The 14,641-nt window shown below is 72.6% G+C and carries 10 protein-coding genes and 4 pseudogenes; 7 read left to right on the top strand and 7 right to left on the bottom strand.

Annotated features, from left to right (window positions below; translation table 11 throughout):
- Positions 1–42: 42 nt before the first annotated feature.
- Positions 43–1,305, bottom strand: a complete 1,263-nt coding sequence (locus ACIGO6_RS41100) for a hypothetical protein (protein WP_399885826.1) — start codon at positions 1,303–1,305, stop codon at positions 43–45.
- A 232-nt stretch (positions 1,306–1,537) separates the two neighbouring features.
- Here ACIGO6_RS41100 and ACIGO6_RS41095 point away from each other — a divergent pair, with 232 nt between their 5' ends.
- From ACIGO6_RS41095 to ACIGO6_RS41085, 3 genes are all read left to right on the top strand, one after another.
- Positions 1,538–2,986, top strand: a complete 1,449-nt coding sequence (locus ACIGO6_RS41095; protein WP_399885824.1) for a hypothetical protein — start codon at positions 1,538–1,540, stop codon at positions 2,984–2,986.
- 111 nt (positions 2,987–3,097) lie between these two features.
- A complete protein-coding gene (locus ACIGO6_RS41090; RefSeq protein WP_399885822.1) occupies positions 3,098–4,381 on the top strand; it encodes an AAA family ATPase in 1,284 nt (427 codons plus the stop codon).
- Between the two features lie 203 nt (positions 4,382–4,584).
- Positions 4,585–5,790: a VWA-like domain-containing protein gene (locus ACIGO6_RS41085; protein ID WP_399885828.1), complete on the top strand. Its 1,206-nt coding sequence runs from the start codon at positions 4,585–4,587 to the stop codon at positions 5,788–5,790.
- Positions 5,791–5,814: 24 nt separating this feature from the next.
- On the opposite strand, the pseudogene ACIGO6_RS41080 reads toward ACIGO6_RS41085, so the two are convergent.
- From ACIGO6_RS41080 to ACIGO6_RS41060, 5 genes and pseudogenes are all read right to left on the bottom strand, one after another.
- Positions 5,815–6,063: pseudogene (locus ACIGO6_RS41080) on the bottom strand (lamin tail domain-containing protein); the annotation flags it as partial.
- 207 nt (positions 6,064–6,270) lie between these two features.
- A pseudogene (locus ACIGO6_RS41075) lies at positions 6,271–8,065 on the bottom strand (ABC transporter ATP-binding protein).
- Positions 8,062–8,364 (bottom strand): annotated as a pseudogene (locus ACIGO6_RS41070) (ABC transporter ATP-binding protein); the annotation flags it as partial. The pseudogenes ACIGO6_RS41070 and ACIGO6_RS41075, both read right to left, overlap by 4 nt.
- Before the next feature lie 121 nt (positions 8,365–8,485).
- Positions 8,486–8,971, bottom strand: a complete 486-nt coding sequence (locus tag ACIGO6_RS41065) for a hypothetical protein (RefSeq protein WP_399885820.1) — start codon at positions 8,969–8,971, stop codon at positions 8,486–8,488.
- A 368-nt stretch (positions 8,972–9,339) separates the two neighbouring features.
- Positions 9,340–9,489 (bottom strand): annotated as a pseudogene (locus ACIGO6_RS41060) (IS6 family transposase); the annotation flags it as partial.
- Between the two features lie 642 nt (positions 9,490–10,131).
- Here ACIGO6_RS41060 and ACIGO6_RS41055 point away from each other — a divergent pair.
- The 4 genes from ACIGO6_RS41055 to ACIGO6_RS41040 all read left to right on the top strand — a co-directional run bounded on the left by ACIGO6_RS41055 (position 10,132) and on the right by ACIGO6_RS41040 (position 13,447).
- A complete protein-coding gene (locus ACIGO6_RS41055; RefSeq protein WP_399885818.1) occupies positions 10,132–10,746 on the top strand; it encodes a hypothetical protein in 615 nt (204 codons plus the stop codon).
- Positions 10,747–10,980: 234 nt separating this feature from the next.
- On the top strand, positions 10,981–11,604 hold the full coding sequence (locus ACIGO6_RS41050) for a hypothetical protein (protein ID WP_399885816.1): 624 nt from the start codon (positions 10,981–10,983) through the stop codon (positions 11,602–11,604).
- Positions 11,605–11,998: 394 nt separating this feature from the next.
- On the top strand, positions 11,999–12,820 hold the full coding sequence (locus tag ACIGO6_RS41045) for a lipase family protein (RefSeq protein WP_399885814.1): 822 nt from the start codon (positions 11,999–12,001) through the stop codon (positions 12,818–12,820).
- 63 nt (positions 12,821–12,883) lie between these two features.
- Positions 12,884–13,447, top strand: coding sequence for a 2'-5' RNA ligase family protein (locus ACIGO6_RS41040; RefSeq protein WP_399885812.1), 564 nt, complete (start codon positions 12,884–12,886; stop codon positions 13,445–13,447).
- A 416-nt stretch (positions 13,448–13,863) separates the two neighbouring features.
- Here ACIGO6_RS41040 and ACIGO6_RS41035 read toward each other — a convergent pair whose 3' ends face one another.
- Positions 13,864–14,310, bottom strand: coding sequence for a hypothetical protein (locus ACIGO6_RS41035; RefSeq protein ID WP_399885810.1), 447 nt, complete (start codon positions 14,308–14,310; stop codon positions 13,864–13,866).
- Positions 14,311–14,641 lie beyond the last annotated feature (331 nt).

Here is a 14,641-nt window from a genome sequence, read left to right as displayed (position 1 = left end):
GCTCTGCGCCGAGGAAACCGCTGCCACCGATGATCAGAGTTGTCATGGTGCGACGGTAGACCCGCCTGGCGACGGCGATGGAGTCCTCGGCCGCTGAGCGCGCGCCCGTGGCCGGTCACCTCGCCTGACGGTGATCGGCCACGGGCCGACGGCGTGCTTCGCTCCGGGCGGGCGGGCGGCTCCGCCCAGCCTGTCGGCTGTGGGTGTGGCCGCGACGATGTGATCAGCGCCGGCAACCCAGTCGCCCGCCGTCCGGGAAGGGTGGCTGTCGCTGAGGATGCCGCAGCCGACGACTGTACCGAGGTCACCGTGGCCGACCAGGACGCCGTCGGCAACTCCCTCCAGAGCCAGGCCTGCGACGAGGGGACTGCCCGGCAGGCGGTCGGCAAGCATCGTTCGCACGTCTACCCGGGCTCCTGTGTGGGGGCGAGGCTGGATACCGGCCGTGGGGACCAACGTCCCGCAGCACGGAGGTGGGCTGGCTCGTAGCTCCTGCAGGTCGGGGATGTGGCGCCGCTCGCGAAGACGGGCGGCGGGTCGGCCGGCTGACCCGGCAGCCTCAGTGGAGGGGGCCCGCCAGGCCAGCCGTCCCGACCGGCCCGCCTCCGCGAAGCCCACCGCGAACGGCTTGTCGTCGTCCGTCACCAGGTGGATGCTGCACTCCGTCACGCTGTCGCCCGGCGGGACCATCCGGGCGACCCAGTCGGACGGACAGCCGGGGATCTTCGTGTCGAGGACGAAGGGGGTCTTCCCCTGTATCTGCCGACCGCCCTCGGTGAGGCGGACGCGGTCGGCCTGGTCGGCGTAGAGGTCCTTCGGCCCGGTGTTGGTGTAGGTGAGCGACACGTAGTACGGGACGCCGCGTCGCTCGTTCTCGTTGAGGTCGAGGTCCAGGCCCGCGAGGTCGGCCGCGCTGCCCCGGCGTACGGACACCAGCGTGGCGGGCAGTTCGAGGACGCCGTCCTCGCGGGCGTCCCACCGGACGCGGACGATGTCGCCCGGCTCCGCCAGCCCTGCGGACGCCGCCTCAAGGCCGCCCTCGACGGGCCAGGTGGCGACCGCGCCGCCCTCGTCGGGGTAGCCGTCGGCGTTGTGCGTCAGCGACAGCACACCGACGCCCTCGGGCAGCGCGTAGGCGACGCAGGTGGTGTACGAGTCGCCGGGCGCCAGCGTCTCCGGAGCGGTGTCCGCGCAGGGCAGGCCGTCCCCGCCCGGCCTGCCGCCGCTGACGTAGACCTCCTCCCCGCGCGCCCAGTCGGTACCGTTCAGGGCGAGGTTGCCGTCCACCATGTAAGCGGCGGGCATCTTCTTCCGGCCGGTGTTCGTGCCCTTTCTACTCCGTGAAGAACGACGAGTCCTGCTGACCCAGCCCCGTCCCAACGGCCGCGCCCAGTACTGGCGCGGCCGTCAGCTGCCAGGCCGGGCGTGCGGGGCGGGAACGGGAGAGACAGATCGTCATCGGGACGGTTACGATGCCGGTGATGATGAACTTCTCCTCGTACGGATGGGGGGAATCGTCCGCGCAAGGTGGTTGCTGATGGCATATCACTTCGCGAACGAGCTTCCGTCCCGCCTGTTGATGTGGCAGCGCGTGCGTGAGTACGCCGTGCCACCGTCCATGATCGAGACCGCGACCGCACGGCGTGCGGTCGGTGACTGGGCGGGGGCCTGCGCTGCCGCCCGGATCGACGTCGATCTCGATCTGCGCGCCGTGCGCGACCGCCACGGCACTGACCTTGTTCACCGCCTCCGCGCGGATCTGCGGCGGCTGTCGCCGGATCTGCTCCGCTGGCACATGCCCCGGATTGCCCCCGACGGGCGACTCAGGCCCGACCTCACTCTCTCGCTGGCCCGTTACCGAAGTTCCGGCGCCCTGCCGCTGGAACTGGTGGTGCGGACACCGCCTGCCTGGGCGGACGCCGGACAGCGGATGTCCCTGGCCCTGTGGGAGGGGTCTGCGAACGGCTCGCCGCGGCACCACCCTCATCCGCATCCAGACCGGCGTTTCCGGCTCGACCTGCACCGGCATCTCTGGGACGCCGGTCGGAGCGGCGAACTGGCGCGGCGGTGCGGGGCGTACGGAGCACCGTCCGCGGCGTCGACGGACCCGTCCGCCGTACCCGTCGCCCTGTGGGCGGTGGGGCGTTGGGCCGCCGAGGCGGAACTGCTGTTGCGGGCCGAGGGGCGTTCGCGCGGGGCGTTCGTCGTGCGGCTCGATGCCCGCAGCCGCGCCGTCCTCGAACTCGTCGCCCCCGACGACAGCCACGCCCCGGTGTTGCGGCCTCTGCGGGAGGCGCTGCCGGCGCAGGAGGAGGCGGCGCTTCCGGTGCTGCCGGAGGCGGCGGCCCGGGTCCTGCCGGATCTGGAGCTGCTGCGGGCCGGGCTGGTCGCGGCCGAGCGGCTGCACCCGCTCGTCGCCGCGGCGCTGCCGGTCTCCGATACCGGACCGGTGGCTGGCCCGGGCGCCGAGCCCGGTGACCCGCACCGGGTGGAGTGCCGGGGTGAGGTCCATCGGATCGCGCTGCGGGACGGGGTGCTGACGGCGGTCGATCACGACCCGACCGAACTGCGCCGGGAGGAACTGCTGGTGGCGCTCGGCGGGCCGGCGCTGCCCTGCCTGCGAGCGATCGACGCGGTGCACCGCACCCCGGAGGCACTGCCCGCGGTCCGGGAGCGGCTCCGCCACGGTGACGTCGCCGGGGCGCTGGTTGTCGTCGAGGGTCTGCTCGGTCCCGCCGCGGTCCTGCGCGATGGGCTGCTCCGGGAGGAACTGGAGTCGGCCGCTGAGCGCCGCATCGACCACGGGCTCTTCCGCTCGGGGCTGGTCGCCGTGCACCCCGCCGCCGGTGAGGCGGACGGCGGGACCGCCGCGGGCGGGTGGCACGCGGAGGCGGACCACCGTCCCCGGCTCGACCGACGTATGCCTCTCGCGATGCGGCGCAAGCGCGTCGGCCGGGGGCGGCCCCGCAACGGCCTGACCTGCTGACCTCCGCGGAAGACCCTTTATCCGTACTGCGCATTCGGCGCCGTACGCCCCCATGACCTCCGGAACGGGCCGTCCGGTTTCCGTTCCCTTCTCCCATCCCAGGTGATGTCCATGAATCTCAGCACCCTTCTGTCCGCTCCCGCACCCGCTGCCGCCGACGCGTCAGGAACCGGGGTTCAGCTCGCCCTCGCCGACGACCTCCTCACCCTCCTGCGGACGACCACCACCGAGCCGCGCCCCGACGAACTGCTCGACGCGCTCACGTTGGCTGTCGCGGCCGACCTGCCTGTGCTGCTCTGGGGCGAGCCGGGCATCGGCAAGACCGCCGCTCTGACCCAGCTCGCCGCCTCCCTCGATCTGCCGCTGACGACCGTGATCGCCAGCGTCCACGAGCCGTCCGACTTCTCCGGGTTGCCCGTCGTGGGCGACGACCCGGCGGTGCAGGGGGTACCGATGGCCCCGCCGCAGTGGGCCGTGGAGCTGGTCCGGGCCGGGCGGGGGTTGCTCTTCCTGGACGAGTTGTCCACCGCCACTCCGGCCGTCCAGGCCGCCCTGCTCCGGGTGGTCCTAGAGCGGCGGGTCGGGGCGCTGCAACTGCCGCCCGGCGTGCGGATCGTGGCTGCCGCCAACCCGCGGGCGTCGGCGGCGGACGGATGGGAGCTGAGCCCGCCGCTGGCCAACCGGTTCGTTCATCTGCACTGGGTGCACGACCGGGACGTGGTGGTGCGCGGGCTGGGCGGGGTCTGGCCCCGCGCGGAGCTGCCCCGGCTGCTGCCCGAGCGGCTGCCGGAAGCAGTGGCTTTCGCGCGGCGCGCGGTCTGCGGCTTCCTGGAGGTCCGGCCGACGCTGATCCACCGGCTGCCGAACACCGAGACGCGGCGCGGCGGCGCCTGGCCCTCGCCCCGCAGCTGGGAGGCCGCGCTGACCCTGCTGGCCTTCGGCACGGCGGCCTCCGTCTCCCGCGAGGTGCTGGCGCTGCTGGTGCGGGGCGCGGTGGGGGACGGGCCTGGGCTGGAACTCCTCGCCCACCTGGACCGCATGGACCTGCCGGACCCGGAGACACTGCTCGCCGAACCGGCCTGCGCCGAACTTCCCGAGCGGGGCGATCTGCGCCAGGCGACGCTGGAGGCGGTGGTCGCCGCCGTCGGGGCACGCCCGGAGCGGGAGCGGTGGGAGGCGGCCTGGGCGGTGCTCGGCCGGGCCCTGGAGACCGGCGCTCCGGACCTGCTGGTCGCCCCGGCCACGACGCTGGCCTCGCTGCGGCGCGACGACTGGGTGGTGCCGGAGGCGGTGGAGCGGCTGACCGGAGTGGTCGGTCTCGCCCGGCGCGCGGACCGGTCGGTGGGGAGGGCCACGGCGGCCGAGGCCGGGCATGCGACGGGGGTGCGTCGATGACGGGGGCTGCGCAGGGCTCCGTGTCCGCGCCTGTGCTGCCGGGTCCGGTCTCGGGCCCCGTGTCCGCGCCCCCGCTGCCGCGCCCCATGTCCCCGCCCCCGGCGCCGCGCCCGGTGCGGGCCACCCTGCCGGAGCCGTCGACCGGACCCGGCGGACCGAATGGCTCCGGCGGACCGGACGGCCGGACCGGACTCCCGCTGGACATGGAGAGATTGCTGGCCGCGAGGCTGCACGCGGTGAAGGTCCGTCCCTACCTGGCCGACGCGCTCTTCGCGCTGCACATCGTGGCGGACCCGTCGGTCCCGACGATGGCAGTGGACGCGCACTGGCGCTGCTACGTCTCGCCCGGCTTCGTGGCGCGCACCCCCGTGGAGGAGTTGGCCGGCGTCTGGGTGCACGAGGTCTCCCACCTGCTCCGCGACCACCACGGGCGGGGCGAGCGGTACGCATGGGAGCACGAGGAGTACGGGCCGGGCGAGCGACTGCGGCGGAACATCGCCGCAGACTTCGAGATCAACGACGACATCTACGGCGACGGTCTGCCCCTGCCCGCCGGAGCGGTGCTGCCGTCGCTGCTGCGGCTGCCCGACGGGCTGCTGATGGAGGAGTACCTGCGGACGACGTCGATGTCCTCCCTCGCCGCGGACCTGGCCTGGCTGGACTGCGGAAGCGGTGCCGACGGCGAGGAACGGCCGTGGGAACTGGGGCCCGACGGCGCCCACGGGCTGACCCGGCAGCAGCGCGACGCGGTCCGCTTCCGGGTGGCAGAGGGGATCAAGGGCAAGCCGGGCAAAGCGCCGGAGGGCTGGCGCCGCTGGGCGGACGAGGCGTTCCATCCGCCCCAGCCGTGGCGGCAGTTGCTCGGGGCGGCGGTCCGCTCGGCGGCGACCGCGCCGGGGGTGGGCGAGGACCACAGCTACCGGCGTCCGTCCCGGCGCTCGGCGAGCGTCCCCGGGGTGGTGCTGCCGAGCCTGCGCCGTACGCCGCCCCGCGTCTGCGTCGTGATCGACACCTCCGGGTCGGTGAGCGACGCCGAGCTGGGCAGCGCGCTGCTGGAGGTTGCGGCGATCTCGCGGGCGGTGAGCGGACGGCGCGACCTGGTCTCGGTGATCTCCTGCGATGCAGCGGCCGGGATCGCCGTACCGCTCTGCCGTGCCGAGAACGTCGAGCTGGTCGGCGGCGGAGGCACCGACCTGCGCTCCGGCTTCGCCCGGGCGCTCCGCTCCCGACCGCGCCCGGACGTGATCGTCGCCCTGACGGACGGTCAGACACCGTGGCCCTCCGCGCAGCCACCCTGCCGCACCGTCGTCGGTCTCTTCCCCCGTCCTGTCCGCGCCGTGAACGAGGAGGACCCCGACTACGTCCCGGACACCCCGCCGCCCTGGGCGCGGGTCGTCACCATCGGCTGAGGGAGGGCGGTGACACGGAACCGCCTAGCGGTGGCCTCCGTCGCGGCGGTGGCCCCGGGAGTAGTCGTCGCCGAAGCGGTCGCAGTGATTGCGCAGGGGGGCAGTGTCGGAGCGGTTGTCCCAGACATAGTGACGGCGGTCCTGGTAGAGGTCGTGGCGGCTGTCGCGGCCCCGGCCGGTGCGGACGCGGACGGTGGAGCGGCCGTCGAGGCGGTAGTGGTCGAAGCGGTGGGTTCGACCGTCCTCGTCTGTCAGGGTCCAGCCGCCCAGGTCACCGAGCGGCGGGTGTGTCACGGCTCTCCGCATGAACGTGAGTCGCCGGTCGTCGTCGGCGTACGGCACAGGTCACCGGGCCGGGCAGGTGCCGCTTGCTTCGGCTCGGCGCGAAGTACACCGTCCGGTGAGATGGTGGCGGCGGTCGACCGCCGACGCGACGATCGTCCGGGAGTAGTCGTTTCCACGTATCCCTGCCCCTAAGCGTCACTGGTCCGGTTCCCGGGGCGAAGTGCCGTGGTCAGGAAGGGTAGTGCTGCTGAGGATGCGGTTGAGCGCGCTGCCGGGGCTGCTTGTGAGGTCCTCCCAGGTTCCCTCTTCTGTGATGAGGCCGTCCTCCAGGACGGCGATGCGGTCGGCGCGGCGGATGGTGGCCGGGCGGTGGGCGATGAAGATCGTCGTGCGGCTCTCCTGCTGCAGCGCGGTGGCGAGTTCGGCGTCGCCGGTGTTGTCCAGGTGGGCGGTGGACTCGTCGAGCACGAGGACACGCGGTCCGGCCAGCAGCGCACGGGCCAGGGCGATACGGGCGCGCTGACCGCCGGAGAGCGTGGCGCCCCGCTCGCCGACGAGGGTGTCCAGGGGGGGCGATCCGGTCGACGCCGCACAGCCGTGCCGCCTCGGCCAGCGCCCGGTCGTCGGCCTCGGGCGCGGCGAGCCGCAGGTTCTCGGCGAGGGTGCCGTGGAAGAGGGGGGTGTCCTGTCCCACCAGGACCACCGCACGCCGCAGTTCCTCGTCGCTCACCTCCCTCACGTCCACGGGGTCGCCGTCGGCGGGCAGCAACTGGACCTCACCGGTGGACGGGTCCCAGAAGCGGGCCAGCAGGTGGGCGCAGGTGGACTTGCCGGCACCGGAGGCGCCGACGAGGGCGAGTGTCCGGCCGGGGTGGACGGTGAGGTCGACGCCGTCCAGCACGGGGGTGCCGCCGTAGTCGAACCTCACTCGGTGCAGCCGGACGCCCAGTGGTCCGGGAGGCAGGGGGCGTGGTGCGGTGGGCGGCGGTGCGAGGGCGGGGGCCTTGACGGCCGAGTCGACGCGGGCGGCGGCGGCGCGCAGGGCCACGGCCTGGCTCAGGGCGCGGGCCGACTCCGCGACCGCGCCGAGGACGGACAGGGCCAGCGCCATCGCGGCCGGGGCCCAGGCACCGTGCAGCCGTCCGGAGGTCACAGACTGTGCCGCCGCGGCGACCACGCCGAGGACCGCGACCACGATGAGGAGGTCGCGGACGGCGGCGGCGACGGCCTCCCAGGTGGCCTCGGCGCGCTGGGCGTCGCCCACCTGCCGCCCCCGCTCCGCCAGCTTGCGGCGGCGTCCGGCCAGAGCGCCGAAGGCAAGCAGTTCGCGCAGCCCGTCGACCGTCTCCACCGTGTCGGCCGAGAGCGCGGCCACGGCCGTGCGGGTGCGGCCGCCGCGTACCGTGCGCGCGCCTGCGTCGGCGAAGGGCGCCGCGGCAAGCAGGGCCGCGACCGGCAGCACGGCCACCAGCAGCCACGGCTCCACCAGGGCCAGAAGTACCGAGCCGCCGGTGAAGACCGTTCCCGCCGCGAACAGCTGGGCGGTGGTGTGGGCGTAGAAGAACTCCAGCGCCTCCACGTCGGCCATGGCGGTGGCGGCGAGGTCGCCGCTGCGCCGGCCGGCGACCCGGGCGGGCGCGCTGCGGGCCAGTCCGTCGAAAACGCGGACCCGCAGTGCGGCCAGCACCCGGTAGGCCAGGTCGTACGAGAGGTCCATCTCCCGCCAGGTCATCAGGGCGCGTACGAGGACGAGGGCGACCAGCGCGGTGACGGTGGCGCTGGTGGGGGCGCGCCCTTCGATGACGGCGGTGCCCACGGTGTGCGCGGCCAGGGTCACCAGCGCGACGAGGGAGCCCTGTTCGAGGAGTGCGGCGGCACAGGTGCGGGCCGTCATGGCGCGGTGTGCCGCGAGAGCGGGGAGGAGGGCGCGCAGCGCGCCCCGCGCGGGGACGTCCGCCCCGGTGGCGGCGGGACTGGTGACGGTGCTCATGCGGCGAGGTCTCCTCGGTGGGCGCGGCCGGCTTCGACGAGCCCGGTGTAGACGCCGCCGGCCTCGACCAGGCCGGTGTGGTCGCCGACGGCGTCCACCCGTCCCGCGTCGAGGACGACGATCTGGTCGGCGTGCCGGACGGCCGCGAGCCGGTGGGCGACCACCAGGACGGTCCGCCCGCCGACCGCCTTCAGCAGCTCCCGGACGATGTCCGCCTCACGTCGCTCGTCGACCGCGCTGGTGGCCTCGTCGAGAACGAGTATTCCTGGGCGGCACCGCAACGGCGCTCGCAGGACGGCGTTCATCGCCGTCACCCGCAGGCGCCGAAGACCAGCCACACCCGTGGTCATCACGACGTTCCCGACGTCGAAGCCTGCCACGACTCCGCCCCCAGCGGTTCGCGGCACTCGGCCGGGCGGGTCAGATGCCCATGGAGGCCATTTCGATGGGTGAGCGGTAGTTCGCCGCGGCGGTGACCACGCAGGCGCGGTACGTCCGGTCACTCTTCACGGCCAGGAAGTAGTCGCGAAGGTTCTTCCAATAGTTGACCAGATAGCCGAGTCCGGGCACGAAGCCGGCCGGGCGCGGCACGAGGGCGAAAGCCTCGCTGCACTCGAGGATCTCGCCGGTGGCCGTTGACAGTACGTTGGCCACCTCGGCGTTCATGTTCCATCCGGCCGCCAGCTCGGGTGTCCAGATGGCACCGGCGACGGCCCGCAGCTGCTCCTGCTCCTCGGGCGTGGGGACGCTCATCGCCATCGCCTGCGCGCTCACCGGTGCGCCGGCCGCCGGACCCCCAGCGGCTGCCGTGGCCGGCCCCACCATGGCCGTCGCGACCAGAACTGCCGTGAGCGCGACGGCGATCCTGGCGCCTTCGCGTCTTCTGTTACTGCTGCCTGTGGTCACCGTGTGTCCCCTCCCGTGGATGGCCTTCGACGCCCGAAGGTGACATGGCGCCGACCAGGCGGTCAACGGCGACAATCACGCCACACGCCCTCACGATCCGGTCGGCGGTAGAGGTCGCAATCCACACCGAACCCAGAAGGCCCTCACCCGTTCAAGCACCCAGCACGCCGTCACCGGCCGGGCGCGGGGCGGGGCGGGGGCCACGGTGCGGGAGTCGGGTGCGGGCGGCAGGGCGTCCCGGATCTGCTGCAGACCTGCGGCCTGGCGCGGGCCGTGGGGGATTTCGCTGCGCCGCTGGGGCGCCTGCGCGGGTGGGGTGAGGTAACACCTCCTCCGTGTGCCCCGTGCCACCAGGGCGGGGCTCCTCTCTCGCAGGAGACGACGATCCCGCGCTCAAGCATGAGCCCCGTGGCGTCGCGGAACGACAGCGGGGAGCGGTGGTACAGCCACACCCAGTGGGAGATGACCTCGAGCAGGTAGCGGTGGCCCTTGTACGACAGCGACGCGCTCCCCCTCAGACGGCCCCTCCCGAGCTGATCGCCCAAGAGATCACCCCCGCCGGTCAGTCAACGTGACGGCGCCTCTCGATTCCGCTTGCGTTCACTCCCTGTCTCCTCGATCACACGCCCTCTTCCCGGCGGACGGAGTCCAAGCAGTTGCAGGCCGCCGCCGAGGGCCCCGCGCTCTGAAGCACTGCGGCTTCCGTTTCCCCGGCTGGCGCCGTCCTCATCCGAGGACGTGTACCTGCAGGGCAAGCGCGGGGAGATCACCGTCAAGGGCGGGGCGGCGGAGTGGATTCCGAAGACATAAGCGCAGCGGCGCACCTGCCCGGCCGTGCCTCCACCGTGCGCCCGGCTCCGGTCAGGTGGATGCGGGGCGCCCCAGCCCTCTCCCGCAGCGCCTGCACCTGCTCGCCGACGCCTGGCGAAGACCGAACGGTGAACACGACGGGGGGGCACCTCCTCGGCCGCAGAGGCCGCCGCCCGGCGGATGGCCGCTGCGTCGGTGGTGAGTGCCCCGGCCTGCTCCATGACCACCGTCGGCCGACCGGTCCCGGACCTGGCGCCCCCCGGACCGGCCGTATCCGCATCGGGCAAAGCGGCGGCTACACCTGCCTCATCGGCTGAGGCGGGCGCGTGCCGGTCGGTACGCTCACGACCATGGGGTTGGACATCACGGTGCTGATCACCGACTGCGCGTGGCTGGAGGAGGTCCCGCCCCGGGAGCGGCTGCCGCGGTTGAGGGCCGCCTGGTACGCCGACGAGACGGGGCTGTGGGATCACGACGCCCCAGCCGTCGAGGGCGGCTGGTGCCGGCCGCGAGGGCCCGACGCCCCTTTCTTCGCGGTCTACGAGTTCCGGGACACCTGCGGCTCGTTCAAGCCGCACTTCTGGGCCGGGCAGCGGTGGGAGTCCGTCCGCGGCCACGTCGGGGCCGCGCTGCGGGAAGAGCTGGACGCGTTGCTGCGCGGGCTCGTCTGGGACGGGCCGGACGGTGCGGCGCAGCACGTCGAACCGGCACTCGCCGGTGACGGTCCCCGGACCCACGGAGTGCTGCTCGCGCGGTCACCGGACAGCGTCCGGGCACTGGCCTCGGTGTGGGAGCGGACGCGGCCCGCCCTCGACACGGTGCGCGAGCCCTTCGCCGCGTACGCCGCCGCTCCCAGTGGGTGGGTCGGCGACTTCCCCGCGTTCCGGGCGCTGCTGGAGGACTGGGGCCGTGTCCTGACCGAAGCGGCCCGCAAGGGCTGGGGCGTCGTGGGGCTGAGCGAGTAGGTCCTGCTCTCCCGCACCCGCCGGCCGACCGATACAGCCGGGACGGCGCACCGTACGCGGGATGCCACCGCTCCTTCGTCGACCTCATGGTGCAGGTGGCGGCCGACCAGGGGCTCAGCTTGCGGATGGGTTTCGAGACGGAGTGGGGTATCGGTCCCGAAAGCCTCGGCAACGGCCCGGCCCACACACTGTCCCGGCCGGCGGATTCTGGGGCGTATCTCCTCGACGTTGTCGATGCGCTCACTGATCAGGGTGCGGAGGTCCTCCAAGTGCACCCGGAGTACGAACCGCACCAGTTCAAAGTACCCACTGCTGCCGACGGCCCACTGGGCGTCGCCGACACACCGCCGTCCTGGTCCGGCACACGGTGCGAAGCGTCTCGCACGCTCACGGGCTGCGGGTGTCCTTCGCTCCGAGACGACGCTCTCCGGCGTCGGCCACGGGGGGCGCCTCCGTCTGAGCCTGTGGCGCGGCGAGAGGAACCTTATGCACGGTGGTCCGGGGCCACACGGGATGACGTCCGAGGGGGAGGCGTTCCTCGCGGGTGTGCCGCGGGCGCTGCCCGCCCTGACCGCGATCGGCTGCCCTACGCCGGCCGGCTACCTGCGACTGGCACCGGCCGCTTGGGCGGGCGCCTACCACTGCTGGGGCTGGGAGAACAGGGAGGCCGCCCTGCGCTTCGTCACCGGGCCGGTGGAGGAGGCGTCGCACTGTGCGAACGCCGAACTCAAGGGCAAGGGCACCCCGCTGCTGCTGGAGTGCGAAGTCATCGAACCCTCGCTCTTCCTCACCCACAGCCTCGCCGCAGTCGATGACTTCGCCGCAGCCATCCTCCGGCGCCTCACCTTCGAGCTTTGACGGAACAGCCCCTACTCTGCGTCCCGGCACCGGAGTTGGCCCGCCGTTCAAGGCCGGCCCGGCTCGTCGTCGAGCCGGGCCAGATCCGGCTTCGGGCACAGCGGTGCGCACAAGGGCGTCGTCGACGGCCGTCGATCCAGCGCGCGCCCTGCAGACCACCGCGGGCCGGAGCGCCCGTCGTGGCAGGGCGTACGCCGGGGCACAACCTGATCACGCTGATGCTCCCGAAACGCTCGCCCCGTCTGAGTGAACCGCGCGGTCGGCGGGATTGTCGGTGGCCGGGCTGCAGCAACCAGGACACATGCTGCTGGCAGGCAGAGGCCTGCGAGAAGGGCCGCTCATTGTCTGGGCGGCCGACCCGTCGATGCCCGCTCGGGGCGAGGAGGACAACACTGTGGCTGTTCCCGTGAAGCTCGATCACCGTTCCACCGGCTACAGCCTTGAGCGTGCCTACTGGCTCGCGCTGGCCTCCGCCGCGGCCTACAAGGACAAGGCCGCCGTCGAGGAGCAGGCCCGGCAGTGGGGCTTCGACACCGTCCGCCACCATGAGACGCGGTTCACCCCGCCGTTCCCGCTGCAGGACACCCAGGCCTACACCATGGCCAGCGACGACGTGATCGTCACGGCGTTCCGCGGCACGGAACCGCAGCAGATCAAGGACTGGCTCTCCGACGCCACCACCCCGCCCCGCCAGGGCCCGGCCGGCACCGGCCACGTCCACGACGGCTTCGGTGAGGCACTCGAGTCCATCTGGCCCGACGTCAAGGACACGCACGCCGACCTGCGCACCAACGGGCAGAGGGTCTGGTTCACCGGGCACAGCCTGGGCGGGGCGCTCGCCATGCTCGCCGGCGCCCGCATGTACCTGGAAGAGCCGCGCCTGGCCGCCGACGGCGTCTACACCTACGGCCAGCCCCGTACCTGCGACGCCAAGCTGGCCAAGGCCTACAACAAGGGCTACAGGGACCGGATGTACCGGTTCGTGAACAACAACGACGTCGTTCCCCAGATGCCCCCGGAGCCCTACTACACGCACGTCGACGCGCTGCGCTACATCGACTCCCACGGCAAGGTCCGCGACGCGATGCCGGTCGTGGGCGGACTCCTCGACCGCGCGGCAGGACTCACCGCCGATCCGCTCGCACCCGCAAGCGACGGCGTCCGCGACCACTTCATCGACAGCTACCTGACCGCGCTGGAGAAGAACCTCACCTGACCCCGCGGCCACGCCCGTGACACCCATGCCGCCCGACCGACCGCGCCCGAAGGGATCCGCCCCGTGGCGAGCAGTACGACAGTGAACGTCTTCTTCAGTCTCCGCGTCCCCTCTGATCTCGTGCAGGCCCTGGTCGACCTGCAGAAGGAGCATCGCAATCTCGTCGATCCGCAGACGCGAGAGCACCTCCACATCACCCTGGGCTTCCTGCGCCAGGCCGACGCCGGACGCCTGGCGGACGCCGCCGCCGTCATCAGCTCAACAGCCTGGCCCACACCCACCATCCGCCTGACCGGCGAGGTACGGCACGGCAGCTGGGCGCTGCAGAAGAACCCGGACTACCGCTACCGCGACGACCTCGTGCAAAAAGGCGAGCAGGTACGCCTCGGCGTCGAGTCCACCTCGGAGCTCAGCGAGGCGCAGGCCGGCATCACCCAGCGTCTGGACATCGCCGAGGACGGCTACTGGCCCCACGTCACCCTCGGCCTGGCCCGCTGCGACTTCCCCCGCTCAGACGCCGAAGCCATGCACCTGCCCACGCTCAGCGCCCCCTCCCCCGGCCTGGACATGCAGCAGGAAATCACCGCCACCGACTTCCGGATCCTGATCAACCGTCCCCTCGGCTGACACAGCAAAGGGCCTGCCTCTGGGGATCCAAGCCGCCGGTGGGGCTGCGGGCGGCCACCACGGCGGTGAGCGGTTCGAAGTGGGCGGGCGACGGTCACGCCGCCCGCCCACCGGCTGTCCCCCGTCGGTAGGACGCGCGCGGCCTGGCGGAACGCGGTCAACGCTTCCGGGACGCCATCACCCGGCCTGCGACAGCGAAGAGCAAGAGCCGGATCGGACGGCCGTGAAGAAGGCCGTCCGGCACGCGCGCCAGCACGGCAGTCTGACCCGCCAACTGCTCCGCGGTGCTGCCTACGGCAACCGGCTCCGGCATCGAAGCGGCCTGCGGCCGAACCGCCGGACCGTACCGGGGCAGGCCCGCTGCACCAGCGAGGTCTCACGCTTGGAGGAGCCTCACCTGGGTCAACGTGGGCCCCTTACGTGGGCCCCCAGCCCGGTCCGACGCAGTTGTAAGCTTCCTTGGTGCTGACGTCGAAGTCGCAGAGCCAGTACGTGACGAAGCCGTTCTCTTCGAAGCTCTTGTTCACGCTGGTCCAGCCTGCGTCGGGGCCGTAGTCGTTATAGATAACGCCGCGGCGCCACGTCCCATCCAGCTTTTGGTGCTCCCACTTGATGGCGATGGGCACATGGTCGTCGTAGTCGTCCAGGAGATAGAACCACTCACCATACCCCTCGAAGCAAGCGGTGCCGTCCCAGTCACTGACAGCGCAGCTGCCGGAGTTCGGACTGCTGGAAGTCGGGGTGGCTCTCTGGACACCGTCAGCCGCAGAAGCCGGCATGGTCGCAGGGCCCAGAACGAGCGAGGCACCGACTGCCCCGCTCGCAAGAATATGTCGTATCCGCAATTTCTCCTTCTCCCTCATTGCCTAGTAGCGGATCTCTCTTTCACCGATCAGCCGAGCAACACGGAGACTGCCGACGCGTACCGAGGCCGTCAATGAGAACGTGGTGTCCCGGACAGGGCCGTTGCTGTCCGGCCTGGTAGGGGCCTTGTCCCGGCCTGTCCGGCGCATGCGGGAACAGGACGGAGATGGCGTCCCGCTGTGTGGTGTAGGGGGTCTTCGCGGTTGAGTGCGCGGGTTCTGCTCCCTCGGGTGCACCGTCTGCCGGTGAGTGCTCCCTGCTCAACTGGCAGGCCACCGTGCAACTGTCCGGAGTGAACGGGCAGTTCGACCCCAGGGGGTGCACGGTGGC

Origin of the sequence: Streptomyces sp. NPDC053750 (assembly GCF_044544295.1) — a bacterium.
Classification (GTDB): domain Bacteria; phylum Actinomycetota; class Actinomycetes; order Streptomycetales; family Streptomycetaceae; genus Streptomyces.
This window is presented reverse-complemented; position numbering and strand designations above follow the sequence as displayed.

Bases quoted from the DNA above. Each gene is read 5' to 3' on its own strand.
- ACIGO6_RS41100 (WP_399885826.1), bottom strand. From the start codon at position 1,305: ATGCCCGCCGCTTACATGGTGGACGGCAACCTCGCCCTGAACGGTACC.
- ACIGO6_RS41095 (WP_399885824.1), top strand. From the start codon at position 1,538: ATGGCATATCACTTCGCGAACGAGCTTCCGTCCCGCCTGTTGATGTGG.
- ACIGO6_RS41090 (WP_399885822.1), top strand. From the start codon at position 3,098: ATGAATCTCAGCACCCTTCTGTCCGCTCCCGCACCCGCTGCCGCCGAC.
- ACIGO6_RS41085 (WP_399885828.1), top strand. From the start codon at position 4,585: ATGGAGAGATTGCTGGCCGCGAGGCTGCACGCGGTGAAGGTCCGTCCC.
- ACIGO6_RS41055 (WP_399885818.1), top strand. From the start codon at position 10,132: ATGGGGTTGGACATCACGGTGCTGATCACCGACTGCGCGTGGCTGGAG.
- ACIGO6_RS41050 (WP_399885816.1), top strand. From the start codon at position 10,981: ATGCGCTCACTGATCAGGGTGCGGAGGTCCTCCAAGTGCACCCGGAGT.
- ACIGO6_RS41035 (WP_399885810.1), bottom strand. From the start codon at position 14,310: ATGAGGGAGAAGGAGAAATTGCGGATACGACATATTCTTGCGAGCGGG.